At 39.6% G+C, this 25,838-nt stretch carries 27 protein-coding genes and 1 pseudogene; 10 read left to right on the plus strand and 18 right to left on the minus strand.

Annotated elements, in window-relative coordinates:
• Positions 1–95: 95 nt before the first annotated feature.
• From PE36_RS11495 to PE36_RS11505, 3 genes and pseudogenes are all read right to left on the minus strand, one after another.
• The gene (locus PE36_RS11495) at positions 96–953 is read right to left on the minus strand and encodes an MIP/aquaporin family protein (protein WP_006032204.1); all 858 of its coding nucleotides are present in this window, start codon (positions 951–953) and stop codon (positions 96–98) included.
• A gap of 520 nt (positions 954–1,473) precedes the next feature.
• Positions 1,474–2,949 (minus strand): diguanylate cyclase domain-containing protein, encoded by a 1,476-nt coding sequence (locus tag PE36_RS11500; RefSeq protein WP_006032205.1) that lies wholly within the window; start codon positions 2,947–2,949, stop codon positions 1,474–1,476.
• Positions 2,950–3,220: 271 nt separating this feature from the next.
• A pseudogene (locus PE36_RS11505) lies at positions 3,221–4,586 on the minus strand (DASS family sodium-coupled anion symporter).
• A gap of 412 nt (positions 4,587–4,998) precedes the next feature.
• Here PE36_RS11505 and PE36_RS11510 point away from each other — a divergent pair.
• Positions 4,999–5,748 (plus strand): hypothetical protein, encoded by a 750-nt coding sequence (locus PE36_RS11510; protein ID WP_043994457.1) that lies wholly within the window; start codon positions 4,999–5,001, stop codon positions 5,746–5,748.
• A gap of 79 nt (positions 5,749–5,827) precedes the next feature.
• Here the strand turns inward: PE36_RS11510 and yeiP are convergent, their stop codons facing one another.
• From yeiP to PE36_RS11525, 3 genes are all read right to left on the minus strand, one after another.
• Entirely contained in the window at positions 5,828–6,400 is a 573-nt protein-coding gene (yeiP, locus tag PE36_RS11515) for an elongation factor P-like protein YeiP (RefSeq protein ID WP_006032209.1), read from the minus strand.
• 130 nt (positions 6,401–6,530) lie between these two features.
• Complete coding sequence (locus PE36_RS11520; protein WP_006032210.1) at positions 6,531–7,109, minus strand: HD domain-containing protein; 579 nt, start codon at positions 7,107–7,109, stop codon at positions 6,531–6,533.
• A gap of 25 nt (positions 7,110–7,134) precedes the next feature.
• Complete coding sequence (locus PE36_RS11525; RefSeq protein WP_006032211.1) at positions 7,135–7,731, minus strand: GNAT family N-acetyltransferase; 597 nt, start codon at positions 7,729–7,731, stop codon at positions 7,135–7,137.
• A 328-nt stretch (positions 7,732–8,059) separates the two neighbouring features.
• Here PE36_RS11525 and PE36_RS11530 point away from each other — a divergent pair, with 328 nt between their 5' ends.
• Positions 8,060–9,796, plus strand: coding sequence for a sensor domain-containing diguanylate cyclase (locus PE36_RS11530; RefSeq protein ID WP_232286574.1), 1,737 nt, complete (start codon positions 8,060–8,062; stop codon positions 9,794–9,796).
• A gap of 71 nt (positions 9,797–9,867) precedes the next feature.
• On the opposite strand, the gene PE36_RS11535 is transcribed toward PE36_RS11530, so the two are convergent.
• Entirely contained in the window at positions 9,868–10,395 is a 528-nt protein-coding gene (locus PE36_RS11535; RefSeq protein WP_043994458.1) for a hypothetical protein, read from the minus strand.
• Between the two features lie 41 nt (positions 10,396–10,436).
• Positions 10,437–11,060, minus strand: a complete 624-nt coding sequence (locus PE36_RS11540; protein ID WP_006032214.1) for a glutathione S-transferase family protein — start codon at positions 11,058–11,060, stop codon at positions 10,437–10,439.
• Between the two features lie 194 nt (positions 11,061–11,254).
• On the opposite strand from PE36_RS11540, the gene PE36_RS11545 reads away from it, so the two are divergent.
• From PE36_RS11545 to PE36_RS11555, 3 genes are all read left to right on the plus strand, one after another.
• Positions 11,255–11,866, plus strand: a complete 612-nt coding sequence (locus PE36_RS11545; protein ID WP_006032215.1) for a LysE family translocator — start codon at positions 11,255–11,257, stop codon at positions 11,864–11,866.
• Between the two features lie 73 nt (positions 11,867–11,939).
• A complete protein-coding gene (locus PE36_RS11550) occupies positions 11,940–12,980 on the plus strand; it encodes an acyltransferase (protein WP_006032216.1) in 1,041 nt (346 codons plus the stop codon).
• Between the two features lie 60 nt (positions 12,981–13,040).
• Positions 13,041–13,760, plus strand: coding sequence for a sulfite exporter TauE/SafE family protein (locus PE36_RS11555; protein WP_043994459.1), 720 nt, complete (start codon positions 13,041–13,043; stop codon positions 13,758–13,760).
• A gap of 142 nt (positions 13,761–13,902) precedes the next feature.
• Here PE36_RS11555 and PE36_RS11560 read toward each other — a convergent pair whose 3' ends face one another.
• Positions 13,903–14,361, minus strand: coding sequence for an HPP family protein (locus PE36_RS11560; RefSeq protein ID WP_006032218.1), 459 nt, complete (start codon positions 14,359–14,361; stop codon positions 13,903–13,905).
• A 94-nt stretch (positions 14,362–14,455) separates the two neighbouring features.
• Between PE36_RS11560 and PE36_RS11565 the strand changes: the two genes are divergently transcribed.
• Positions 14,456–15,028, plus strand: a complete 573-nt coding sequence (locus PE36_RS11565) for a TetR/AcrR family transcriptional regulator (protein WP_006032219.1) — start codon at positions 14,456–14,458, stop codon at positions 15,026–15,028.
• A 65-nt stretch (positions 15,029–15,093) separates the two neighbouring features.
• Here PE36_RS11565 and PE36_RS11570 read toward each other — a convergent pair whose 3' ends face one another.
• A complete protein-coding gene (locus tag PE36_RS11570; protein ID WP_043994460.1) occupies positions 15,094–16,002 on the minus strand; it encodes a LysR family transcriptional regulator in 909 nt (302 codons plus the stop codon).
• A gap of 132 nt (positions 16,003–16,134) precedes the next feature.
• Between PE36_RS11570 and PE36_RS11575 the strand changes: the two genes are divergently transcribed.
• A complete protein-coding gene (locus PE36_RS11575) occupies positions 16,135–16,389 on the plus strand; it encodes a ceramidase domain-containing protein (RefSeq protein ID WP_006032221.1) in 255 nt (84 codons plus the stop codon).
• Between the two features lie 127 nt (positions 16,390–16,516).
• Positions 16,517–17,608: a DSD1 family PLP-dependent enzyme gene (locus PE36_RS11580; protein WP_006032222.1), complete on the plus strand. Its 1,092-nt coding sequence runs from the start codon at positions 16,517–16,519 to the stop codon at positions 17,606–17,608.
• Between the two features lie 90 nt (positions 17,609–17,698).
• On the opposite strand, the gene PE36_RS11585 is transcribed toward PE36_RS11580, so the two are convergent.
• From PE36_RS11585 to PE36_RS11610, 6 genes are all read right to left on the minus strand, one after another.
• Positions 17,699–18,214, minus strand: a complete 516-nt coding sequence (locus PE36_RS11585) for a GNAT family N-acetyltransferase (protein WP_006032223.1) — start codon at positions 18,212–18,214, stop codon at positions 17,699–17,701.
• Between the two features lie 426 nt (positions 18,215–18,640).
• On the minus strand, positions 18,641–19,291 hold the full coding sequence (locus PE36_RS11590; RefSeq protein WP_006032225.1) for a CAP domain-containing protein: 651 nt from the start codon (positions 19,289–19,291) through the stop codon (positions 18,641–18,643).
• Between the two features lie 38 nt (positions 19,292–19,329).
• Positions 19,330–20,106 (minus strand): hypothetical protein, encoded by a 777-nt coding sequence (locus PE36_RS11595; RefSeq protein ID WP_006032226.1) that lies wholly within the window; start codon positions 20,104–20,106, stop codon positions 19,330–19,332.
• Between the two features lie 107 nt (positions 20,107–20,213).
• Entirely contained in the window at positions 20,214–21,083 is an 870-nt protein-coding gene (locus tag PE36_RS11600) for a TraB/GumN family protein (protein WP_043994461.1), read from the minus strand.
• A gap of 60 nt (positions 21,084–21,143) precedes the next feature.
• Positions 21,144–21,878: an ABC transporter permease gene (locus PE36_RS11605; RefSeq protein ID WP_006032228.1), complete on the minus strand. Its 735-nt coding sequence runs from the start codon at positions 21,876–21,878 to the stop codon at positions 21,144–21,146.
• Positions 21,879–21,881: 3 nt separating this feature from the next.
• A complete protein-coding gene (locus PE36_RS11610) occupies positions 21,882–22,622 on the minus strand; it encodes a Crp/Fnr family transcriptional regulator (protein WP_006032229.1) in 741 nt (246 codons plus the stop codon).
• 244 nt (positions 22,623–22,866) lie between these two features.
• Here PE36_RS11610 and PE36_RS11615 point away from each other — a divergent pair, with 244 nt between their 5' ends.
• Positions 22,867–24,120: a uracil-xanthine permease family protein gene (locus PE36_RS11615; RefSeq protein ID WP_043994462.1), complete on the plus strand. Its 1,254-nt coding sequence runs from the start codon at positions 22,867–22,869 to the stop codon at positions 24,118–24,120.
• Positions 24,121–24,201: 81 nt separating this feature from the next.
• Here the strand turns inward: PE36_RS11615 and PE36_RS11620 are convergent, their stop codons facing one another.
• Both PE36_RS11620 and PE36_RS11625 read right to left on the minus strand, forming a co-directional pair.
• Positions 24,202–24,618 carry a GFA family protein gene (locus tag PE36_RS11620; RefSeq protein WP_006032231.1) on the minus strand — a complete coding sequence of 139 codons (417 nt, stop codon included), beginning with the start codon at positions 24,616–24,618 and terminating at the stop codon, positions 24,202–24,204.
• An 18-nt stretch (positions 24,619–24,636) separates the two neighbouring features.
• A complete protein-coding gene (locus tag PE36_RS11625) occupies positions 24,637–24,852 on the minus strand; it encodes a dodecin (RefSeq protein WP_006032232.1) in 216 nt (71 codons plus the stop codon).
• A 160-nt stretch (positions 24,853–25,012) separates the two neighbouring features.
• On the opposite strand from PE36_RS11625, the gene PE36_RS11630 reads away from it, so the two are divergent.
• Positions 25,013–25,735, plus strand: coding sequence for an SGNH/GDSL hydrolase family protein (locus tag PE36_RS11630; protein ID WP_006032233.1), 723 nt, complete (start codon positions 25,013–25,015; stop codon positions 25,733–25,735).
• Positions 25,736–25,838: the final 103 nt, after the last annotated feature.

Genomic DNA, 25,838 nt, shown 5'->3' on the forward strand with positions numbered 1-25,838 from the left:
GGTCTTATTTTACTTATTCGTGGTAAACAATATCGTATTCAAAGTCGATTAGGTATTATTCAACATTTATTAAACAATGATTCATCGTTGCCAGATTATACTTTAGCAACTTCACCTTCAGCGGATTCATCATCACACTGGTTTGGGATAGTACAACCGTGACCTGCTGATGGTAGAAATTGACCAATCACTTTTGGATATAACCAGCCACCGAAACATGCACCTACAATTGGGCCTAAGATTGGTACGATGAAGTAAGGAATATCTTTAGCACCTGTTAGTGCGTAGTCCCAACCTGCGAAATAAGCGAATAGTTTAGGACCAAAGTCACGTGCAGGGTTCATTGCAAAACCAGTTAGTGGACCTAAAGAACCACCGATAACTGCAATTAGTACACCGATAAGTACTGGGTTCATTGCGCCGCGTGGTTCACCGTTACTTTCATCACCCAATGCTAAAATAGCAAACATCAATACCGCAGTGATCACGAACTCAACCGCAAATGCACCAATGAATGTTAATGATGGATGTGGGTAAGTTGAGAAAATACCTGCTGTCGATAATGCCGCTTCACTGCTACGTAGGAAACCGTTTGCGATTTCGTAGTCAGTAAATAAGTTGCTATATAAGCCGTATACTAAAGCTGCTGAGCAGAAAGCACCGGATAGTTGCGCGAAAATATAAGGTAATACTTTGCTTTTATCAAATCCGTGAAAAGCTGCTAAAGCAATCGTCACAGCTGGGTTAATGTGAGCACCAGAAACACCAGCGGTACAGTAAATAGCAATTGCTACACCCATACCCCAGATAATACTGATTTCCCATTGACCAAAACTAGCGCCTGTTAATACTAATGCCGCTACACAGCCGACACCAAAAAATATTAACAGTCCAGTACCAATAAACTCAGCTAGGCATTCGCCCATCAGAGTACGTTGTTTATTGTTAGCCATGATTCATTCCTTTGTTTTATTTTATGTAGGGTGTACACAATGTTCGTGTGGATTTGAATTTACACTTTTAATACATAATTAAAACAAATAAAGAATAAAAATGAGCGTTCGAGCACAAAAATACGCTCAAATGAGACATGCTGAATCAAATTTACTTACAAAATACTCAGTATCGAGCTGGTTTGACCAGGTTGTAGACACTCACTCGTTAGGTATAATACATTCGCTTAACATACCTATTACTTTAGTGATATTTTTGTTCGCGATGGATGGCATTCACTCTAACTTAGTGATAAACGCTTAACCCTAGTGCCAAGTTAGTTTTTAATTATAAACTCATGAGAAAAATGAAAAATAAAAGGGATACCTATTGAATCGAAGCAAGGTTCAATAGGTATTGTTGTAATAATGATTGTAATTATAGCGGCTACTGAGGAATTTAAACATGAGCACTTGATTTCGATATCGCACTTTTAATTAGCATCCGTTAAATTGAACCGATCCAACTTTTATGGGGGCATTAGGGTTCCAGTGAGTTACTGCCATTAAAGTCGCCATATAACACACGATTTTTGCCCGCGATCTTGGCTTCATACAAGAGTGCATCGGCTTGCTTCATGATACTTTCGATTAATTTAATCTGATCAATTGATGACGTTGTCACAGCCCCACCAGACATGGTCACGTGAAACTCAATATCTTCACTGTAATGTGGTAAGTTCGCTACCGCTTCACAGATGCGTTCAAATATATTAATTTGTTTATTATCTTTGTTATAAGCGATCAGCAAACCAAATTCTTCACCACCGAGACGTAATAATATGTCCTTTTCACGGATTTGTTGCTGAATAACGGTTGCAACTCGGATCAATACGTCATCACCAACCGGGTGACCATACGTATCGTTAACGTGCTTAAAATTATCTAAATCAATGATCATAAAAGAATAATATTGATGACGTTCTACACTTTTCAGTGCCGCCATAAAACCACGGCGATTTAATAAGCCCGTTAGCGGATCATGATGTGATTCAGTCGCTAATTTTTGCGATACCGTACGTAAATTCAAGGTATATAGCACCCAGCCAGCCAGTACAATAGCAATGAAATAGAAAGCGATATCAACAAGGCTGTTTTTAATTAAATAGGTAAGTTGATCACTCACTGAATTAGGCATAACTAAACGTAAATCGCTGGCTAAACCATCAAAGCTGAGCGGATCACTAAGTAGTGAATCACCAGGTATCGGCTTCGGATCATTAATAATGTGGAAGTCTGAGTCTATTCCTGCAACCAGATCCTCCCATAAAATGTCCATATTAAGCACACCGTAGAACTTTTTATTCATAAAAATAGCAATGGAGAAAGTAATAACGTCTTTATTTAAACTAAAATCTGCATAAGGACCCGAAATGAAAATATTGTTGCCCAGATTTTCAATACCCACACTGAATACCTTTTGCATATAAGGTCGTGTAAATAGTTTACTTTCAAATTCACTGGGCTTGATTACCAACGCATTATATTTTGGTGAGGTGATCACAAATTTATCCATAGAGATAAAATAAAGACTAATCACATCTTCTGCGCGGCCTGCCAAAAATGTCATCATTGGTGCGATCTTAATAGTCTCAGTGATCTTATCGTGTAATACCGAATTTGGCTCACAACCGGAACCATCACTTACCACTAAAAAATTGGTTTCAAAGTCGTACATTTGCTCACGACTCGGATTTTTTGATATTTGACAGGTATTATCTTCGGTACGCTTAAAGTTCAAGTTTGCCTTATTCGCTAATGGATCACTTAAACTGCTCAGTTGTGACATGCCATATTGGATAGCTTGAAGTTGATAGAAAAGTTCACCTAAACGCCCCTCTACCACTTGAAATGATTGTTGAAATTTATCTAACTGTTTGCTCTCAGAACGGTTGATCTGATAAATAAGAATGACACTGATAATAACAACTAAGTAAGTAACAACTCTATATTTCAAGATACACCTGTTCTTCGTATAATTTGGGCTAAGGATGATATACCGATTACATCTTAATGACTATATACAATATAGTATTAATAAGTAATTAGAACATTATGTTACGCAAAAACATAAAATTAAAGCATAATCTAACGTCTGTTATCACATCGCCAACACAAATTAAGAATAAAAACTAATCATAAGGTAATGATTTATTAAACAAAAAAGGCCACATCAAGCAACCTTCTCATTTATAGGTGGGGAGCATATTAGTTCAGGACTTGTCGACCTATGACCAGAATAACCACGCCACTATCGACAATACAAAGATACAAATTAAGTTGAGGTAGATACCTACACGCATCATTTCTGATTGCTTAATATGTCCAGTACTAAATACAATAGCATTAGGCGGCGTTGCCACAGGTAACATAAAGGCACAGGATGCCGCAATTGCGATCAAGACAGAAAGAATAACCGGTGACATACCAAGCGCCTCCGCAACCCCAGCAAACACCGGTATTACTGGCAAACTCAGTTAACATCACCACAAACGCAACAATGGTTAAGATAATAATGACCATACCCGCTTGTGAAAGCACATCACTCAAGCTTTCAGCTAAGAATACACTGGCACCCGTGGCTTTTAAAATATTACTTAAACAAATACCACCACCAAATAACAGTAATACACCCCAATCTGTGGTTTTCTCAATATCTTTCCAGTGAACCACGCGCGCGACGCCGACTAATACAATTGCCATTAATGCTACTAACGTATCAAACTTAGAAAAACCACCCAGCATCGCATTAACGGGCTTACTGAATATCCATAAAAATACCGTTAATGCAAAGATAGCGAGAGTAACAATTTTACCTTTATCCCACTCAATTGGTTTGTGGTCTAATTCGAATACTTCATTAAGATTTGGCTTAAGCAGCATGTACAGCACACCAACCGTCACAGGCAATAATATCAAGGAAATTGGTACACCGTATGACATCCACTCCGTAAAGCTCAAATCAAGTTGTGCCGCGGCAATCGCATTGGGTGGACTACCGACAATTGTGGCAATACCACCGATACTCGCACAATAAGCAATACCAAGCAGGACAAATACATACGTATTGTGACCGGTTTTTGTATTTACTTTATTTAATACACCGAGCACCAGAGGTAGCATCATCGCAGTTGTTGCGGTGTTACTGATCCACATAGACAAACCAGCTGTTACACCAAATAACATAAATACTGCAACATCCATTCTGCCTTTCGCCAGTACTAAAACTTTATCTGCAATCGCTTTATCTAACTCTTGTCTGTGCAAAGCCGCTGCCAGCGCAAAACCACCAAGGAACAAAAAGATGATTGGATTAGAAAAGTTATTTAACGCCGTTTGTGTATCAAACACCCCAAAAACGACTGCCAGCACAGGCACTAATATAGCGGTAATACTGACATGCAGCGCTTCGGTTAACCACAAAATAGCGACAAAACTCAGAATACTAAGCCCTAATACTACGTCCTTTTCAAAGGGCAAAAAATTATATAATAAGGCAAATAAAATAACATCTAGAATAACAATAACGCTGTTTTTATTTGTCAGCCACTCCATTGTATTGGTGGGTAGCGGTAGACTTTCATTTTTATTCATGTGAGCTCCATTCTCGTGATTACATTTACGCGCAAGTACTCCCATAGGGTTACTTTTATATATCCTATAATAAAATAGATATTATTAAGGCTAATAATCAGGGGTAAAATAACAGGAATATTCAATAAAGAGAGTTCACTCACATTTTACAAGGTTATTGTTATTTTTTAACCTGCCACCCCAAAATGAAAAACAATTAATCAACATAACCATCTGCATAAATTAACCTATTAACACAAAAAAATAGCCGTAATCGCGCCTGTTATTGGTCTAAAATTTCCACAGTTCTAGATCAAAGTGCTAATGTAAATATTTGTAAATAACGCTAAATAAGCCTATAATACGCAGGGTATTAGGGATCGTATATCAGCGCTTATACAGATTGAATAAAGGATAGAAAAGTTTGAATTTAATGTTCATGGAAATGGGAATTCTACTGTTTGTATTTTCAATGATTGTTTATGCAATTATCAGACAAACAAAAAAAATGATATCAACCAAAAATCGTCAAATTTTATCTAAGCACTACAAACGCATCACAGAAACAGAAACGGTATTGAAATATGCTGCGTTGCTTTCTTTCAATACTCGGCTTATTGTTTTATTACATGAACGTATTGTTTCATCGCTGAAAGCTATTTTAGCCGTTGAACCTAAACATGAAAATGTAAAACTGAGTATAAACCAACATAACAGCCATATATCAACAGCAAAAATAACATCTCTTTCAGGTACTTTCGTGGAGCCTACAGATGAACGAATTGCCATTGACTTGGCTCGAAGTATCTCTCGCCTTAAGAGCATATTACGTGATGAAGTAACACAGAAAAATATCACTTTACAAGATTGTCTAGCAGAAGAAAAAAAACTAGAACAGATACGTTTAAAACTGCGTCTTAGCAACTGCCTAATAAAAGCAACACAATTCTTTAAGCAAGGGAAATATAGCATCACCGAGAAGTTGCTAACCGACAACCTTGCCTTACTGGAATCAATTGAGATTAAAGATGAATATCTCACTGATCAATTTAATCAAATGACGACTTTATTAAATAAAGCAAATTTCGAACTATCACTGATTGAAATTAAAATACAATCCGATAAAGAAGCAACAGAAAATCTCACGTCGCTTGATACCTTATTTGATCAGAAACAGAAATAGATACAGAAAAATAGTGACTGAAATAAAAAAACCCGTTATCTGCTTTAGATAACGGGTTTTTCGCTAATAGACTAAGCTATTATTTATCTGCACGACTCATGAACTTGTGGTCCGTCGTATTGATCTTGATTTTTTCGCCGCTAGCGATGTATTCAGGTACTTGTACCGTAAGGCCAGTAGAAAGGATCGCTGGTTTAGTTCGCGCACTTGCCGACGCACCTTTAATTGACGGGTCAGTTTCTACAATCACCATTTCAACTGCAGAAGGTAGCTCGATAGATACAGGCTTGCCGTCAACAATAAGTACTTGAAGGCCTTGCGTGTCTTCTGTGATGAATAATAACTCATCAGCAATTGTTGCTTTATCTAGGCTGTAAGGTGTGTAGTCTTCTGTATCCATGAATACATATTCGTCACCGTCAGAGTAAGAGAATATAACTTGGCTACGTGTAAGATCAGCAAGGTTAAGGTTGTCGCTGTCTTTAAATACTACATCAATTTTTGACCCTGTAACGACATCGTACAAGCGCATGCGGTAGATGCTGCCACCGGCACGGCCTTGTGGTACTGAGCGCTCGATATCACGGATGATGTATACGCCGTTATTATATTCAACAGCGGTATTCTTTTTAACGTCACTTGCCTTTGGCATTTTAGGTATTCCCTATAATAAATTGTGTATAGAAAATAGCATAAAGGCTAAATCAGACCAAGCACTGCAACAAGGAAGCGCCGACTTCTTCACCATTTTTAACGACTTTATTGTATTACTAAACAAATATCTATTTAAGCATACCTTGGCTCACTGCCTTTTCCAGCTTCTGCTCCAACGAAGTCCACAGTTGCTTGCTGCCTTTAGCAATCCTACTGTTAACCGAGAATACTTGTTCTTTCGAGATATTATGCGCTTTCCAACTGTGCCCTTCACCATGAATGTTATGCAATAACGGTGGCACGCGATCGATGGCTTTGGCGTAGACCGAATCAGGTGTAACACCAAGCTCAAACTCATGCCAAAGCTCGATATACTCCTTTGCTTGTTCGGTTGGTAATAAACTGAAAAGCCGATTAATACCTGCAGTTTCTTTAGCCTTGTTCTCTGGTGTTTCCGCAGCATAAACAATTGTGTCACCGGCATCTATTTCACCAAGATCATGCAGCAACAGCATTTTAATAACACGATCAATATTAATCTCATCATCCGCATAGTCTTTTAACATCAATGCAGATATACACACATGCCAACTATGCTCAGCGGAATTTTCGTAACGATCTAGGCCGACAGGTTTTGTCTTACGTAATACATCTTTTAGTTTTTCTATTTCGACAATAAAATTTAATACCTTCTCAATGTTTTCCAAACCAGCTCCTTGGTTAATTATGCACTTACCGATCCATCTTATAATTTAAACTGTGTTTCACCATCGGCCATTCGTGATCAATAATTGAAAACACCACCGTATCGCGGTAGTGGCCATCTTTGTCTTTTTGATGATTACGTAGTACCCCATCCTGTTTCGCGCCTAAACGCGCGATTGCAGCACGTGAAACATGGTTATGCCAATGCGTTCTGAACTCAGTCGCAATCACATTTAACTGTTCAAAAGCATGCTGTAATAACAAGTACTTACATTCTGTATTAACACCTGTTTTTTGATGACGTTTTGCATACCAAGTATAGCCAATTTCAACACGGTCATTCTCTGGCGTAATGTTACATAAGCGGGTCGAACCAATAATACCACCTGTGTTGTTATCGACAATAACGAAAGGTAGGGCTTGCCCTAGTGAATGATCATTGAGGGCTTTCTCGATATACGCATCGATCGTTTCTGCAGACGGCACGCTGGTAAACCATAACTCCCACAAGTTGCCGTCTGAAGCCGCTTCCACTAACGCCGAGGCATGCTTTCGTTGTAATGGCATTAACGTGACTTTACTACCAACAAGTTTGGTTTCTTCTAACCAAGTATGATTATCCATGTTTAACAGTTCCTCAGATTGACACAATGACAATACACTTTATAAATGAGACAAAGTAATTTATAAAAAATAGCAACAACAATCAAATACCCATAAATGGGTGCTTTTATATTTTAACATCACTCATCTCATTAATATACTTACGATTTACGACAGCATTAGAATTTCTAAAGTTACGTTTATTATATTATATATATAACTCTTTATGATTGGATTTAACCTGTGAAACTGACTATGAATTGCCATTTACATAGTGAATATAATAACTTAAAGTGCTATGACCAGTTCGAATAATAGATAAAATCGACTCGCTCTTCTAGGTTATACAATGAAAAGAAATGTAATAAGTAAAAAATGGATGTACTTCCCAATTGTCAGCATGCTGATTTCTACAATCATCGGGTTATTTATCTTCAATTTAACCCTGTCAAATTGGATAGAAGAGAAAATAGAAGCGGGTTTAGCGACTGAAATCACCCGAATTACTCATAAACTACAAGCTTCCAATTTATCGTTTAGCGATCTTGAAAAGCTCGATGTTTACATCAAAACAGACATAGAGTTAAATCGTCAGAATCACATAACCTTGGTGGCATTTGATGGTACGGTATTGGCAGACAGTGACATCTCTTTGCTTGAAGTACTGAACATTGAAAATCATCTAAACAGAAAAGAAATTGTTGATGCTAAAAACACTGGGCACGGTACCACTACCCGTTTTAGTACCAGTCGTTTTAAAAATTTACTTTATTCAGCAAAATCATTTTCCTACCAAGGGAAAAACTACATCCTTCGCGTTGCCACACCTCTGACACGTATTGAAGTGATGGCGAATGAATTAATGACTATTTTAGCTCTGCTAATGACCATTAGTTTAGGCTTAGTGACAGCATCAACACTGCTTAGTAGCAAATTAATGAACCAGCAAGTACAACATGAAAAAGACCGACAAGAAAGCTTGATTGAACAGCGTACCCTAGAGATTGAGTTGTTACGTCGTCTTACTAATATGCTGGCAGCTTGTAACTCGATTGATGAAGCGCAAATGATTGTCGAAGATATCATTCCGCGTATATTGGGTGATGTGAACGGTGTTGTGTCACTGATTCGTTCATCTCGAAATCAACTACTGGTAAAACTGGACTGGGGCGGCGTTTGGCCTGGTAGTAAAACTTATGCGCCTGAAGAATGTTGGGCGCTGCGTAAAGGTAAATTCCATCTGGCTAATGATAAATATACAACATTACCTTGCTCGCATATGGCGGAAGCTCAAACTGAAAACCCAGAGGAAAATCAGACATTATGTATTCCACTCGTTGCACACGGTAATACCATTGGCATGATGCACCTGTACTCGGGTGATCAAGATTTAAGCCACGAAACTCAGCAACTGGCATTTACCGTGGCTGAGCATTTAGGCCTGGCCCTTGCTAACTTAAACATCCAAGAAAAATTACGTGAACAAGCTATTAGCGATCCACTGACGGGTCTCTATAACCGTCGTTATTATGAAGAAACAATTAACCAAGAATTAATGAGAGCAAAACGTCATAAACAAGAGCTGTCACTGTTAATGTTAGATTTGGATCACTTCAAACGATTTAATGATAACTATGGTCATGATGCGGGTGATTACGTGCTTAAAACAATTGGTTCGCTGCTGCTTGAATCAATGCGCGGCGAAGATACAATTTGTCGTCTTGGTGGTGAAGAGTTCATCATTGTGTTACCGGGCACGGGTATTGAAGCGGCCAGACAAATTGCTAATGGCTTGTGTAAATCAATCAATGAATTACACCTCGCAATGAAAGATTTATCATTAGGTAAGTTAAGTGTATCAATCGGTATTTCGACTTATCCTATCAATGGTATGCAGAAGGATGAATTAACCAAGCTTTCGGATATTGCTTTATACGAAGCAAAAGAGCGTGGTCGAAATCAATCTTGCCATTACAGCGATTTGATTATCAGAGATGAAGCACTCGTTTCGCCAACTGAAAAATTGATTACTGAAGATAAAAATAATGTAAATTCAGACACTGATTCCAACGTTATCAATATCTAACCTCGAGTTTAAGGGCCTTCGGGTCCTTATTTCTCGCGTCTAAGCGCCAGACACCGAGTAATTTACCTCCGCTAGCAACACTCAAGTTTATCCACCAGCGCATCTCGTAATAACTGAATTGTGCCAACAAGACTATCTTCTAAATCCGTCGATTCTATGTTATCTGGCGATATACTATTAAGAAACGGTAACGCGTTATGTTCGCCACCGATCATCTCGACAATGCTGTTTTGCACCTCTAATTCTGTGAGGGCTTTCTTAGTACTGCTCGATTGCACATGGGCAATATAATCATTACGTAACGCTTTGATGGCGGTGTTGTTATTGATTAATGCGATGTATTTGTTTTTCTGTTCTTGATATTCAGGAATAATAGCGTTAAGTATTTGTCCATATTTTGCCGTAAATTCAACATATTTACGGCAATTAATCACAATCGAAGAAAAGCACAGACGGTAAACACTCTGGCGAAACGCCTTTTTAGACTCAAGGTGAAATGAAGGCTGCTTTTCATAGTCTTTAATTACTTCAACCGCGACACTCAAGTCACTAATTAATCCAGTGAGTATATTCACGCATTCTTCAATATTTTTACGCATATGCATCCTTAGCGTTATGAGTACACAGTCACTCATTTACCTTAGACAATGAGCCCAGCCGCAGTAGCTTGCATGGGCACAAAGCCTTTAAGTTCCTCAACGCGAGATAACCAACGCCTAACATGCGGGTAGTCTTGTAACGATACCCCTCCTTCCGGCGCGTGTGCGATATAGGTGTAATTGGCAATATCTGCAATGGTGGGTTTATGTCCCACTAACCAAGGGTGGTGTTCTAAATGCGGGTCTAATTGTTTTAACATCGCATGTGCGATATCTAAGGCTTTTTGGTGATCAAGTTTCGCGTGAAAGATGTTAATTAAACGCGCCGTCGCGGGGCCATAATCAACACTACTCGCAGCAATGGTAAGAAAACCTTGTACTTGAGCGGCAAGTACGGGATCAATTGGCAACCAAATATGCGCATCATCGTATTTACTGGCGAGGTAAATCAAAATAGCATTGGAGTCTGACAAGGTCACATCACCGTCTTCAATAACAGGCACTTGCCCGGCATTATTTTTTTTCAAAAATTCAGGCTGTTTGTGCTCACCTTTCAGCAAGTCGACATCAATAAGTTCGGTTTCTAATCCAAGTAACGATAACAGCAATTCGACTCTGTGGGCATGCCCAGATAATGGATGGCGGTATAGTTTGATTGCTGACATGAGATATCCCCTGCTATTGTTGTATATGTTGTTTATGTCTATAAATAATAGCTGGTGCTGAGATAAGTATCCTTAGTCGTACTTACTTAATTGTAGTTATTACTTTTACACCTTCACGTATTTCGAATTTGATGTTAATCTTTTTACTGTTAGCCCAAGGATTGGAGGCTAGATACAAGAGTAAGGATACTTCAATGGACTATTTTTTCGCGGTTATACTTTTTGCAATATCATCATCGGTTACCCCCGGCCCTAATAATATTATGATCATGACATCTGGCGTTAATTTTGGGGTAAAGAAAAGCCTGCCATTACTGACTGGGATTTGTGTTGGATTTACCGTGATGCTGTTACTTATTGGGATAGGTTTCGGTCAAATATTTGAGTTATTACCTGGTCTACATTTAGTCATTAAATGTGTCGGCACCTTATATCTACTGTATTTAGCTTGGTTAATTGCCACATCCACCGATACACTCACATCTAATACTCAAGTCCAACCGCTTACATTCATGAAAGGTGCGTTATTCCAATGGGTTAATGCAAAAGCTTGGGTGGTTGCCACTGGCGCTATCGCCGCGTTTACAACCGTGGGAGCAGGTTTCTATAGTCAAAACTTAACCATAGCGTTAACTTTCTTTATTATTTCATTTCCATGCGTTGGCATTTGGCTGTTATTTGGCTCAATGCTCAAGACGTTATTGAAGAACGACAAATATCGACGGTATTTCAACTTTGTCATGGCATCTTTACTGGTGTTATCTGTATTGCCTGTTATCAACGAAATAGTTAATCAACTGGCCTAATGTACCGTTAATACCCGACTAACCACCAGTGAACTGGTTACGCGATCTAAAATAAATCAAAAGGATATGACTTATGAATCAAGAACGCCCTTCTATTTTTTATATCGACTTCCTGCGATTTATAGCCGTATTTGCGGTGATAGCCATTCATGTACTGGGTCCTTTTCGCTTCTTATATGGGGATATACCTAACTCTGACTGGCTAGCCGCAAGTGGCATTAATAGTGTGACTCGCTGGGCCGTACCGGTGTTCATCATGATCACCGGCGCGTTGTTATTATCCACAGAACGCGCTTTCAGTTGTGAAGATTACTTAGTTAAACGCCTATCAAAAGTAGCGGTTCCTTTTGTCGGTTGGACATTGATTTATGCTGTCGTCGGTGGTTTTTTTGTTAATGACTTAATCACTGGCACTTGGTCTGCGAACGAAACCATGAGCATTATTTCTAACGCGCCAAATGATCCCGTGTGGTATCACCTCTGGTTTTTTTACGACTTTATTCCCTTGTATTTTGTTATCCCTTTTCTTATACCGTTATTAAAAAAGGCGTCACCTGAGTTAATCAAACTGGTAATTGTCGCTTGGATGGTACTGTTTGCAATGAAATGGTTAAAAGTAGATAGCTTTTTACAAGAAAATTTAATTTTGTATACAGGTTACTTAATTCTCGGCTGGTATCTATTTAATCGAGATAATGCCCCGCAATTAAACTACTGGGTGATGGCGGGTAGTTGCATGCTTATTTTTAACTTCTTTGGCACTTGGCAGTTAGCGATAGACACGGGTAAATACAGTAGCTTATTCATGGGTTATAAAACCCTTAATACGGTTTTGATTGGTGGCATGCTGTTTGTGTTAGCACAGACTTATGCCGATAAGATCCAAGGTAAGTTAAGAGCGTTTGTGCTCATTATTTCAAAATATAGCTTGGGTATTTATTTACTTCATCCGCTACTATTAATTCCTGTCAGACAGCTAGATAACGGGTTTTACAGTGCCTTTGGCAGTAACTGGTTAGCGATACCCATTATTACATTATTGACTATGGTTCTGTCATTATTATGTACCATGTTGTTAGTTAAAATACCGATAATGAAGCGCTTAGTACCATAATAACAACACCAATTTTACGGGTGTTAGGATTCCCTCATTTTAGTGTAAGGACAACACGTTTTGCCAATTGAATACATTTTAGGGTTTGCCTCATTCCTTACCTCTGTGGTGGCAGGTGTACTTGGCTTTGGTGGCGGAATGCTGCTCATTGCCCTCCTGCCGTTATATTTACATCCTAGTACTATCATTCCTATTCATGGCATAACCCAGTTAGCCAGTAACTCGTCTCGCATGCTATTTTCCATAAAGGATGTGCAATGGTCGCTACTACCTAAATTCCTGCTCGGATCCTTAGTTGGCATGGTTTTGTTTGGGGTGTTGCTGGCGAATATTTCCAGTGCCTATATCCCCATCGCCATTGGATCCTATATCCTGCTCAATTTATGGAGTGCTCGGTTTACAATCTTCATCAAAAAATATGAAAACTATTATATTATTGGTTTATTACAGACCGGTTTAGGGCTTATCGTCGGCGCGACAGGGCCAATCGCCATCAGTGTATTAACCAAAGAGTTAACCTGTAAAAATCAGATAATAGCCACCAGTTCTATGTTTATGAGCATCAGCCATGTGGCTAAAATTTTCGTTTTTGGCTTCATTGGTTTTGCATTTATTGAACATATTAGCTTGCTCATATATATGATACTGGGCTCAATCATAGGTTCATTCGTCGGGACTAAATTACGTAGCCTTGCTGACAACAATCAATTGCTGTTTACCATCAAATTATTACTGAGCTTGTTAGCAATAAAAATGATTGTTACCGTGATCACTAGCTAGCATTGATCAGCCTTGGTATTTAAGCATAAGCTGGTCAGCACAACTTTATTCCTAGCTCGTAAAATTTAACGACAAATCCCTGATTACATCGCCTTTCACTCTCAACCAAAGTTCCGTCACAATCAAAGAGTAAACATTTTATTCATTCATTACTTTCAAAATACGATGTTCTCAATTTATTTAATATTAACCCTAAACCAACAATCACACATGCTCCGATCAGCACAGGATTAAATAAGAATGCCCAACTTTGACCTGCGAGCATGATAACCATAGGGTTTGCCCCAGCGGGTGGGTGCGTTGTGTTTGTCAGTAGCATAATAGTAACCGCTAACCCCGTTGCAATAGCCAGCGACCAAGGTGCAACGCCAACATATTCAACAAATAACACACCGATAAACGCTGTTAATAAATGCCCAACAATAACATTCTTAGGTTGAGCAAGCGGACTTTTAGGTACGCCAAATACCAAGACAACAGTCGCGCCAAAGGGCGCCATTAACCACAGTACAGAATTTGTAATACTGCCTAAATAAGCCAAAATACCGATAGTTAGCGTTGCAAAAGTGCCCGCAATAATCGGAAAAACAAATTTTTTCATATAACCTCTCCTCAATGTAGACCACTCTGTCTACCTGCAATAGTAGACAGAGTGGTCTACATGTGTCAACATATTTCATAACAAGGGGTTATTCATGAATGAAAAGAAACTAGTATTAATTCAAACAGCCTTACATCTTTTTTATAGCAAAGGCGTTAACTCTGTTGGTATTAATGAAATATTGAAGCAGTCAGGTATCGCGAAGAAAACGCTATATAATCATTTTTCTAGTAAAGATGATCTTGTATTAGCGACTCTTAAATATCGAGATGGTATTTTTAATCAATGGTTTAAGGATATTATTGATAGTGAAGAGTTAGGCGAAAAATCCATACTTGCACTATTTTATGGTTTAGACGATTGGTTTAATAACAAGGTGCCAGAACTTAGCCCATTTAGAGGTTGTTTTTTTATCAATACCGCCGCCGAATACAGCGTAACCGACTCTCCGGTACGTCAGTACTGTCGTTCACATAAACAAACAATCAGAGCATTAATAAAGAACAAAATTAGTTTATTTAGAGATAATCCAGAAGACGTAAACTCGCTTACGGACATGATTTTTATGCTTAAAGAAGGGGCGATTGTTTCAGCTTTAGTCGAAGGGAACAAAAACGCAGGCAAGGCATGTATCCCCGCTGTGACTAGGATTCTTAATCTAAGATAGCGCCGGTATTCCCGCTTTATAATAAGTTTCTACATCAATCAATAAGGACAACGTCGATGTGTCCACTAGCTCAGCAACAACTCAATAAAACGCGATAGAAGTACATCTTTGCGCTTATCATGTCGAGTAACAATACCATAACAGCTCCCTAAATCGAGGTTAGTTGGTAGTTCAATGACTTCCAAATTAACCTTATCCTCCGCGTTAATTGACAATGTGCTTATAACTGCAATCCCTAAACCTAAAGACACATAATGTTTTAACGCATTGACTGTACCGATTTCTAAACTGGCACTCCGCTGCAAGTCAAGATTAGCTAATACTTGCGTTAAACGGAATCCCTCTTGCTGACTATCTTGGAAAATCAGTGGGTATTTATCTAATGCCTCTTTGGTTAATACAGAGTAAATATCAGCATTCGCGGCATCGGTAAGATGATGGCCTTTAGCCATGATAAGACAAGACGGATAAGTTTTAATTGCTTGGAAACGTAACTCTTTCGGTAATTCCCGCTGTGCAACAATGCCTAAATCAAGTTCATTAGAACGCACAAGTCGTAACGTTTCCTCAACGGGTCGAGATAATAAACGGAGTCGAACAAGCGGACATTCTTGGCAGAATATTTTTACTTTATCAGGCAGTAAATAACGCAGTACTGAATCATGTGCTGACAAACATATTTCCCCAGCACTCTCCCCTTCTTTCAATGCCTGCTCGAACGTATCTAGTTCATCAAAGACCGACATTGCAAAAGTAAATACTCGCTCTCCCGCAGGCGTGATACGAATATGCCCTCCGCGGTTTTCGTATAACTTAGTCTGTAAATAAACCTCTAATAATTTTATTTGCTGGGATACAGCAGATGGCGATATTCCTAACTCAATACTTGCTTGCGAAACGCTTTCTTGTTGAATCATTACGTAAAAACAACGTAACGCTTTCAGATCCATTACATCATAAGTTTGCCGTCTCATACATATCATCCCGACCACGATGCTTAGGGGGTGCTAAGCCCTACCCTGTGGCGTTAAAACAAAAAAAGGTTCATAGTTAATTTTAGATGAAGTAGCTGAAACTGCTTAATCATAGTGTAGGAGAGGTGGCACATGAGCAACATCAATATTTATTGCGAAAGACTAGGGCCTGAGCTGCTCGCTGAACCTATCAATTTATTTACCAATATAGCGTTTTTGCTAGCCGCAGTCCTGTTATTAAAACAACTATCAACGCCAAATAAACACATCACAGGTCTCATCGGTCTATTATTTATTATCGGCATTGGCAGTATGCTATTCCACTCTTTTGCTACATCTTGGGCTCGTTTTTTGGATGTACTGCCCATCCTGTTATTCCAAATGTAGAATTACCAGAAGCGGAAGGAACAATCCTAGATTTTTTGTCCGCGTTATTCTGAAATAATAATTAACCTCGATCACTTTCATAGTAGAATGCGGGAAAAGCTAAAACCGTGATTTAAAGGGATAAACAGTGATTGGAAAACATAAATTAGAATTAGATACGCCATGTCTGGTTATTGATAAGCGTAAACTGATGCATAACATTGAAACGATGCAAAAGTTTGCAGCAGCAAAATCGAAGCATGTTCGCCCGCATGCTAAGACCCACAAATGTGTCGAGATCTGTCAGCTACAACTTGATGCTGGTAGCATAGGTATATCAATTACTAAACCGTCAGAAGCGTATGAACTTGCCAAAGCCCATATTCGCCATCTGCTAATCACCTCCCCGATTGTCACTAAGCATAAACTGGCAACTTTAGCTAAAATTATCAAGCTTGCCCCAGAGACCATGATCGTCGTGGATTCTGAGACTAATCTCACGCAGTTAAACCAATTAGGCAGCGAGCTTAACCAACGTATTAACCTGGTTGTTGATATTGACGCCGGTATCGGTAGAACTGGCGCATCATTTGAAACTGCGTTTGATTTAGCATTGTCGGTACACAGGAATGCCAACACGACCCTTAAAGGTATTCAGTGTTATGCCGGGCATTTCCAACATATTCTTGATAACGAAGAAAGAAAACAAGCATCTGCCACACTATTAAATAAAGCAGGAAAGCTAAAGCAAGACATAGAAAGCGCAACAGGCTTAGTTAATCTGATCCAAACAGGCTCAGGTACTGGTACCTATGAAATAGACAGTAATATTGCGTCTGTCACCGAAATACAACCGGGTTCATACACTGTGATGGATAAGGAATACTTCGATATTGAATATAGCGCAGGTCACTTCCAACCTGCGATGACATTACTAACCAGTGTTATCAGTGCGAATCACGCATCTCACGTCACTGTAGATGCAGGTACCAAAGCATTGTACAAAGAAGCGACTCATCCACAAATTATCAGCCATGACAGTCTTAGTTATGAGTGGCATTATTTTGGTGATGAGCACGGTAAAGTAACTGGCGAGAGTTTACCTGAGATAGGTGACGTCATTGAAATGATTGTGCCGCACTGCGATCCAACCATTAATCTGCATGATAAATTCTATGTGATTGAAAACGACATTGTTGTCGATGTTTGGGATATCGCACTACGTGGTAAATTAGCTTAACCCTCAAGGTTAAGGCAAAGCTGAACGTCACGATTTAACGCCATGCTATGCGGTTAAAAAACGCTAGCATGGTACAGAAAACACCGACTACTAAGCGTGTTTCATTGATCTGTACTCATATAAATTATTTTCAGAGCCATACAAGTTAACCACGCCATTTTTCGTAAAACCAGCACGTTGTAATAACCGATTGGAATTCAAGTTATCCGGCAGCGTCACCGCTAATACCAGCTCTAAACAATGAGCCTTCATGCCCTTTTTTAGCACCGAATTAGCCGCCTCAAGTGCATAACCTTGACCACAATGACTTGGTAAGAATGCATACCCTAAATCTGGATCCTGCAGTTCATCGCGTTTAAGCAAGCCACACATACCGATTGGCGTATTAGTTCCTTTCAACATGACTAAATTCAAACCAAAGCCGAATTTGTCATAACTCGCCATTGGACCTACGGTGAGATAATTTTCTGCGTCAGCTATATTACGGACCTGCTTATCTGCAATATAACGGATGAAGGACTCTTCATTCAACAACTCAACAATAAATTCAGCGTCCGCCAAAGTGAAATGTCGAACAATTAACTTTTCAGTCTCGCATACAATCATCAAAAACTCCTTTAAAACGGCTGACACCAGTTCAATGCTTTATGATTTTAAAGCAATATAATTACAGTGGGTCCCCTAATAACTCAGTGCATACTGAAATGATGAGTCCCAGCCCCTTTATACCATTTAATACCACTTAATACATGCATCCTTGTACATACTGATATAGCTAATAAACGACCTCTTTATTAACCGACATGACATTAGTCAATTACTTGGGCAATACACTTGGTTATAGTGACTGGGTATTTTTCTTAACACTAAATTGATCGAACAAAGAGGATATTATTATGAGTTGTTGTGGTGGCTGCGGCGGACAAGATCTAGAAGAAACTAAAAAAGTTGAAGAAACAGAACAAGATTCAGAGTAGTTAATAATACTGACTCTTTAAATTAAGGCCTTACTTATATAAGTAGGGTCTTTTGCTATAACGGGGTCGCTAATACTTGTGTCCAATAAATGCCATAATATGAGCCTTTATTGGTATAAGACGCCATGCCCATCTGCGAATACTCCGCATCCATAATATTCAAGCAATGCCCTTTACTGCCTAACCAACCCTGGATGACAACGCTAGCCTCGAGCTGACCGGCAGCAATATTCTCACCCGCAGCACGCCAATTATACCCAGCGGCATAAGTCCGCTCCCCGACTCGATTGCCTTGTTTATCTCGATGATTAAAATAATCACCAGCTGCCATATTTTGCGAATGAGCATAAGCTGATTGCTGCAATTGCTCATTCCATACCACAGGGGCAACTGCTGGCATCTTGCGATTACCGCAAGTATAACCGCCGACACGAGCAGCATTCACCGCGGCTAGCATCTGACGTTTAAATCCAGGCGTTGGCTCAGGACCGAGCCTTCTCGTCGGTTTTGAGGAAGGTGGAATAACTTGCTCAACCGCTTTATCTGGTGATACAGCCTCACTATCGGTATTATCATATCGACCATCGCTTACACATGCGGTTAGCAATACAGCCATCACACAAGTCGAGATCCATTTCGACATCATTTTAGATTTATCTCTTAATGTCGTCTGTAATCTAGCTTTAACTCGCTCAGGTTTGATCATTCGCCCTCTCGTTTCTATCGAACTTACGGTGTCGTTCACTACTTTAACGCTAATAACTGTTGTAAGCGCGCAGGTTCTCGCTCAATTTGCTTTAATGCCTGTTTAAAATCACGTCTTAAATAACCTTTCAAATTACGGGTTGCGTCGCCTGTTGAAATCCCTTTTAGTCGGCAAAATAAGGCTAATGCAAAGACAACATTGTCTTCTGACAAACTGGCTTGTCGATTGGCTTGCGCATTATAACAACTGCCACAACCGCCCCTAAAAGTATAAGCTGAGTTTGCCATCATTACCCCAAAACCCATAAAAACAGCTACTATCTCGGTGCTTGCATTAAAATAATCAGCACCACCTGGTGGTAATTGTTGTAATTGGGCCACGATATGTTGGGCTAAATGATGCGCATAACTCGAGGCTAGATCACCCGGTTTTGATGCCTGCTGTGGATTGTAAGTCATGGCTAAAGGCTGAGGTGCGATTAATGCAGGCAAAGTGTTGGACACAGATGAATTTCGTTGAATGGCAGATAAATCGAGCAATGCAGGCGGCTGACTACTGAAATTCTGCGGTGCTTGCAACTGTAGCGGCCAATGGCTTAATCCTGCATATTTAACTACGTGATTAAAAATGGTTTCTGCCATGCCGTGACGGCTGTCGATATTACCGGGAAAGAAATCATTCGTTGGTTGGATCAACTGACTGCGCTGAAAAAATTCTTGTTGGTCGAAATGTGTTAACGCCCACTCAAAAGTGTCAAACATCCACTCACAACTGGCGTCGTCAATGAGCGGTTTAGAACGAAAAATATTCAGCATAGATTGTCTTCAAACATAATAATGAGTTAACAAGTATCATATCCTAACTATCTACACCTTCCTAAAAACCAATGCCAATTTTTGGCTTTCACCGAGATTTTTATCGATTATAACTGCGAGATCTTATACCCAGCCGCTTCTAGTCGCTGTAACAAACCATCTTTACCAACCAAATGTAGCGTTCCAACCAGGATTAATTCCGTCTGCTGATTACTAAACATCGCTTCAATTTGGGGTAGCCAGTTATTATTACGTTGTACTAATAGTGATTGATAGATGTCGGGGAAATCTTTAACCAAAGGCGTGATAGCAAGATCAACCAATGCTTGCGGATCACCATTACGCCATGCCACTTTCATTTCTTGCATAAATGTTGGCAGTGTTTTCAAATCTTCTAAACTGTAGCGGATCAAGGCATCCTCTTTGCCTTTACCCATACTGGCAATAAACGCCAGCTGTTCCTCAACGGTTTCTAACTTACCTAAGGATTTAGCATCTGCGATGGCCTTATCGTTATAGTACTTATCAACACCCATACCAGTGAAATTGAGACGCTGTAATTCAATCATGGTTAGCATTAACGAGATCATGCTCGGTTTAAAGTTATTAATAACCTGCATACCAATACCGCGAGACTCACAATATGCAGTTAAAAGTTTATATGTTTCAGGCGTTAAGTGTTGCGTTAAATTTTGGCCTTCAGAATAACTAAGCTGGCGTAGCATAGTTTGCTGGAATTGAGGGCTTTCTAATTTAGCCATATCAGTTTCAAATACCAAGGTATCAGCCAATGCATATGCTTGGTCAAACTCGGCTGGTAACGGATAATCATCGGCCATTAAGACATGCACAGTCCCACCCAGATATAAACTTGATTTGCCGTTACTCACCTTCCATACCGATGATGTCGCATGCACGCTATTAACCACTCCGAAAATAAGCATAGAAAGTACATACCATAATTTAACTATTTTCATTGAAGCCTCTACTGTATTTTACAACGTGGTTATAATCATTAATGGTAAGTATTGTACAACTTAATCTTTATTCAGCATAACAGGTTTAGTCAACATCAAAGGTTTTATCAACGACAAGAAAAATGCAGCGGATATCACCGATGAACCGAACATCATGCACATGATCATTATCTGATAACGCACAGCAATAAACGGCGACACCCCAGAGAGGATCTGCCCCGTCATCATGCCAGGCAAAGACACTAACCCGACAGCAAACAATGCATTGATGATCGGAATTAACGATGCTCTTAGCGCAATACGACGTGCGATAAGATAATCTTCACCTCGCCGCATTTCGGCATGTAAACGCTCTGCGGATAAGCTGACACTGTTCATTGCATTCGCAAATGCCATTCCCGCGAGTGGCACCATATATTGGGGGTTATACCAAGGGTCTAAACCAAGTACACCCGCGCTCATAATAAACAAGGTAAAACCACCGCCTGAGATCACCGCGGCTAACGCATATTTATACATTTTCCAGCGCTGGTCAGGCACCGCACCTAAGGCAATCCAACTGGAAGCAATCACCATAATTAACAGTACACCAACGACAATGCCTGCACTATGTGACTCAAAGATATAAGATAAAAAATAACCGATTAATAACAGCTGGATCAACATACGAGATAAGGCATACAAACCATTTTTAATCGGTAATCGCCATTGCAGTAAGATCGCCAACGCCACTAACACTGGAATAAATGCAAACGCTAAATGGCTAAACGAGATCACCTGTACAGTATTACTCACAACTTACTCACCCGGTACGAATTGCGTAGGAATATTACCCGTCACTGATTGTACCGGTATATCCGACGCCGCATATAACGCGTCAATATCCATAATGCGAATAAGCCCTTTTCGCTCTTCTATTAAACCTTCTTTGGTCATTTTTTTAAGCAAACGAGAGAACGTTTCGGGTTGAATGGACAATAACGATGCGAGCGTACGTTTTGGTATATCCAGCTCAATAATACCTTCATTACCGTTGTTATCTTGTAGGTTTTTTAATAGGAATAATAGCAAGCGGTTTTTAGCATTTTCAACCGACAGCATCTCAATTTCATTCAAATCATGGTGTAAACGAATACTCATATTCGCCATAATTGCGATGCCAGCTTCAGGATTAATTTTGAGTATCTTTAAGTATGTTTCATTATCAATCGAAATCAGTTCACTTTCCGATACAGCCTGTGCTGCAACCGGGTAAAACGGCTTATTGTTAAACATTAATGCTTCCGCAAAGGTATTACCTTGGCGCATTACTTCAACCACTTTCTCTTGGCCACTTGGGCTAGTACGGTAGAGTTTAAGGTGTCCGCGTAGCACGAGGTAAAATCGATTGGCTTCATCACCTTGGTGAAATACGTTCTCTAGTGGCTCAACTTTAAATGTTTTTGCTGTAGCAAATAATTGCTTAAATTCAGCGTCAGTGAGTGCCGAAAACAAGTGATGAGTTGATACTATATCAATGATATGACTGTCGGTGATCATGGGGTTAGACCTTTAAATACGAATATTATCAGCATATATGGAACATAGCGTTAAACAAATGATACGAATCAATATAATGCCACGATTTTGGTTTTAAACAAGCACACCTATAGCGATAACCAATCACGTAACAATGTCTAATTTGACTTACTACCTAAAAAGTAGAGGTTTATCTATTTTTAATATTAATATTAAACCTTTTGTGCTACCTTCCAGCGGTTTGTTCAAAAATGGAGAAAAAACAATGCAAGTTTTGCTCGGTCTACAAATGCTTTTTGTCGCATTTGGTGCCCTCGTACTGGTTCCACTGCTTACTGGCTTGGATCCAAATGTCGCTCTTTTCGGTGCTGGTCTTGGTACCTTGGTTTTTCAAATTATTACTAAACGTTCTGTCCCTGTCTTTCTTGCTTCCTCTTTTGCTTTTATTGCCCCGATCATGTTCGGCGTGCAAACTTGGGGTATTGCCAGCACGATGGGTGGTTTAATGGCGGCCGGTTTTACTTATGTATTATTGTCAGTCGTGATTAAATTCCGCGGTGTTAGTATCATTCATAAATTACTGCCACCAGTCGTTGTCGGCCCTGTGATCATGGTAATTGGTCTAGGCTTATCCCCTGTTGCAGTGAATATGGCAATGGGCAAAACCGGCGACGGATCAATACAATTAATTGATAATGAAGTTGCCATTATCATTGCGGCTATCTCATTATTCACCACTATTGCGGTAAGTGTTTTTGGTAAAGGTTTGCTTAAACTTATGCCAATTATGGCCGGTATTGTGGCTGGCTACATAGCAAGTTTAGCTTATGGCATTATTGATTTTACGCCTGTTGCTCAAGCAAGCTGGTTAGCACTGCCAAACTTTACTTACCCAGAATTTAACATCAATGCGATATTGTTTATGATCCCAGTTGCGTTAGCCCCTGCGATTGAACATGTTGGTGACATTCTCGCTATCTCTAATGCGACAGGTAAAGACTACCTTAAAAAACCAGGTTTACATCGTACCCTTGCTGGTGATGGAATGGCGACAATGGCTGCGTCTATGTTTGGTGCGCCACCCAATACCACCTACAGTGAAGTAACAGGTGCAGTGATACTAACCAAAGCATTCAACCCTGCCATCATGACATGGGCAGCCGTGATCGCCATTGTGTTGGCTTTTGTGGGTAAACTCGGGGCGTTACTGCAAACCTTCCCAGTACCAGTGATGGGTGGCATCATGATCTTACTGTTCGGTACAATCGCAACCGTAGGCCTTAATACCCTTATTACTAATCGTGTCGATCTACACAAATCTCGTAACTTAATCATTGTTGCGGTGACATTAGTATTCGGTATTGGTGGTATGGCATTTGGTATCGGCGATTTCAGCCTTCAAGGTGTGAGTCTATGCGGTATTGTGGCTATTATTCTTAATTTAGTATTACCACAGGACTTAGGTGATAACCATGTTGTTGATAATGTTGAAGTGAATACAGATATTAACACTAAGTGATCAGGCTTCTGGCTAGATAGATAATAAATAGGTAAGTAACAAGTTATAACGGATAATTTATCGGTTATAACTTGTTAATTCTTACTTTGGAAATCCTGCAAACGTCGGAGCAGCTAAAGCCGCATCATACCAAGCCGCCCGTTCATGCCAAAATATATTGTCTTGCGGTGCAACGTTAAGCACCGTCTCTTCGTCTAGATCCAATGAACCCGCAGGGACGATTAAGGTTTTACCTTTATTGACTAAATACGGTAATCCAGTGCCACATTCGGTGCAAAACACGCGCGCGAAATGACGGTCAGGATAATCAAAACGCTTGGTTTTATCTGTGCCTGCCAACCACGTAATGTGGCTGGATTTGCAGAATAAATTAGATGCATGCGCAGAGCCGGTGATCTTTTGGCACTGCTGACAATGACACAAATGAAATTGGCTAAAATCATTGCTCACTTCAAATGTCACCGAGCCACATAAGCAGCCCCCAGTTATTTTCTTCATCGTTTACTTCCTTATAATTTAACTCTCTCCGATACGGAAACCTATTTTCAGTGTCACTTGAAAGTGTCCAACCGCACCATCAACAATGTGTCCGCGCGTTTCAATCACTTCAAACCAATCCATATTTTTTACCGTTTTATTACACTCTGCAAGCGCATTCTGAATCGCTTCTTCAATACTTGTTTTCGATGAACCAACCATTTCAATTTTTTTGTACGTATGATGATTTGACATAACTCACTCCAATTAATCATAAAACAACCTAAGTGTAAATATAGCTCGGTATTTATCTTTTATATCAGTATTACTAATTTAGGGTTATTTATGGCTTTGGGTATAAGCGCTCAAATTCATCATTTCAGTATTGCTATACTAATAAAAACAAGGAGGTTACATGTTCAAGTCATTAAATAAATTATTTACTAAAGCTGTGTATGCACCGATCATCATTGCACAAGGGCGCTATGTAAAAAAAGTCACACCAAAACTGCCAGAGGCTGCCGGAGAACGCTCTGGGAAAACAGGCGAAGGACAAAAAATAAGACTACTCATTGTTGGAGATTCTGCTGCAGCGGGCGTTGGCGTCGATAATCAAGCACAAGCGTTAACGGGAAACTTAGTTTCTGCATTAGCTGACTGTTACCAAGTTGAATGGCAATTATTGGCGAAATCAGGTTATACCACATTAGACAGTCTGCAAATGATATCAGAGCAACCTAAACAAACTTTCGATATTATCGTCACCTCATTAGGCGTTAATGATGTGACAGGGTCGTTACCGGCCGCCACTTGGCTAACACAACAACAAAATTTAATAACGCTATTACGTAAACAATTTAATTGCCAACAAATTCTTATCACACAAGTTCCACCAATGGGACAATTCTCAGCACTACCACAACCATTACGACGTTATTTAGGCGCAAGAGCAGCTCAGTTTAATCGTAAACTAGCGACCCTAATTGAAAGCCAAAGTGATTGCCAATTAATTGATTTCAATTCTGAATTAAATGCTAAAGATATGGCTAAAGATGGTTTTCACCCGGGGCCCATCATTTACCAACGCTGGGCTGAAATTGTTGCCGAGAAAATTAAATTACAACACAATTACAAATAACGAAAACAATGAAGCCCTATATCGACAGGGCTCCATAACTTATTATCATGAATCGATATTAATGATACAGGTCTCGCCTGTTATACCAATTGCATTAAATAAG

It is taken from the genome of Moritella sp. PE36, assembly GCF_000170855.1.
Classification (GTDB): domain Bacteria; phylum Pseudomonadota; class Gammaproteobacteria; order Enterobacterales; family Moritellaceae; genus Moritella.